Here is a 1,229-nt window from a genome sequence, read left to right as displayed (position 1 = left end):
AGGCTATCGTCGACAAATTGTGCGAGGTCGTGCGCGACCCGCGCACGCATCGCTATTCCTCGTCGCGCGGCATTCCGGGCCTTCGTCGCGCCCAAGCCGCCTACTATGGCAGGCGCTTCGGCGTGAAGCTCAACCCCGACACGCAAGTGGTGGCCACGCTTGGCTCGAAGGAAGGCTTCGCCAACATGGCGCAGGCGATCACGGCGCCCGGCGACGTGATCCTGTGCCCGAACCCGACCTATCCGATCCATGCCTTCGGCTTCATCATGTCGGGTGGCGTCATCCGCTCGCTGCAGGTGGAGCCGGACGACGGCTTCATCCCGGCGCTCGAGCGCGGGGTCAAACATTCGATCCCGAAGCCGCTGGCGCTGATCCTCAACTATCCGTCGAACCCGACGGCGCTGGTCGCCTCGCTCGATTTCTACAAGGATGTGGTCGCCTTCGCCAAGAAGAACGACATCATCATCCTGTCCGACCTTGCCTATTCGGAGATCTATTTCGACGGCAATCCGCCGCCTTCGGTGCTGCAGGTGCCTGGCGCGATCGACGTTTGCGTCGAATTCACCTCCATGTCGAAGACCTTCTCCATGCCCGGTTGGCGCATGGGCTTTGCCGTCGGTAACGAGCGGCTGATCTCGGCGCTGACGCGGGTGAAATCCTACCTCGATTACGGCGCCTTCACGCCGATCCAGGTGGCGGCGGCACATGCGCTCAATGGCGACGGCGCCGACATCGCCGAAGTGCGCGACATCTACCACAAGCGCCGCGATGTGATGGTCGATGCCTTCGGCCGCGCTGGCTGGACCATTCCGGCACCGGCGGCATCGATGTTCGCCTGGGCGCCAATCCCGGAGCCGTTCCGACATCTCGGCTCGCTCGAATTCTCCAAGCTGCTCATCGAACATGCCGACGTGGCCGTGGCGCCCGGTGTTGGCTTCGGCGAGCATGGCGACGAATTCGTGCGCGTCGCTCTGGTCGAGAACGAGCACAGGATCCGGCAGGCGGCGCGCAACATCAAGCGCTTCCTGTCGACCAGCGCCAAGCAGCCCAACAACGTCGTGCCGCTCTCCGCTCACCGGTAAGCTTGCCGCACGCAAATTCGATCTGACTTTGAGGGACGTCGCCGGACATGGCTGAAGCATTGCGTGTTGGAATTGCCGGCCTCGGCACCGTTGGCGCGTCGGTGGCGCGCGTGCTGCGCGACAAAGCGGCGGAACTGCCCCGCAAGT

General features: G+C 64.1%; 1 protein-coding gene. It reads left to right on the top strand.

Going from position 1 to position 1,229, the window contains the following annotated elements:
* Positions 1 to 1,082 (top strand): LL-diaminopimelate aminotransferase (locus EN964_RS35110; protein WP_127277484.1); only part of this gene is annotated, 1,082 nt, incomplete at its 5' end.
* Positions 1,083 to 1,229: the final 147 nt, after the last annotated feature.

Origin of the sequence: Mesorhizobium sp. M7A.F.Ca.CA.001.10.2.1 (genome assembly GCF_003998575.1) — a bacterium.
Taxonomy (GTDB): domain Bacteria; phylum Pseudomonadota; class Alphaproteobacteria; order Rhizobiales; family Rhizobiaceae; genus Mesorhizobium.
The sequence above is the reverse complement of the archived record's forward strand: the minus strand, read 5'-3'. Positions and strand labels throughout refer to the sequence as shown.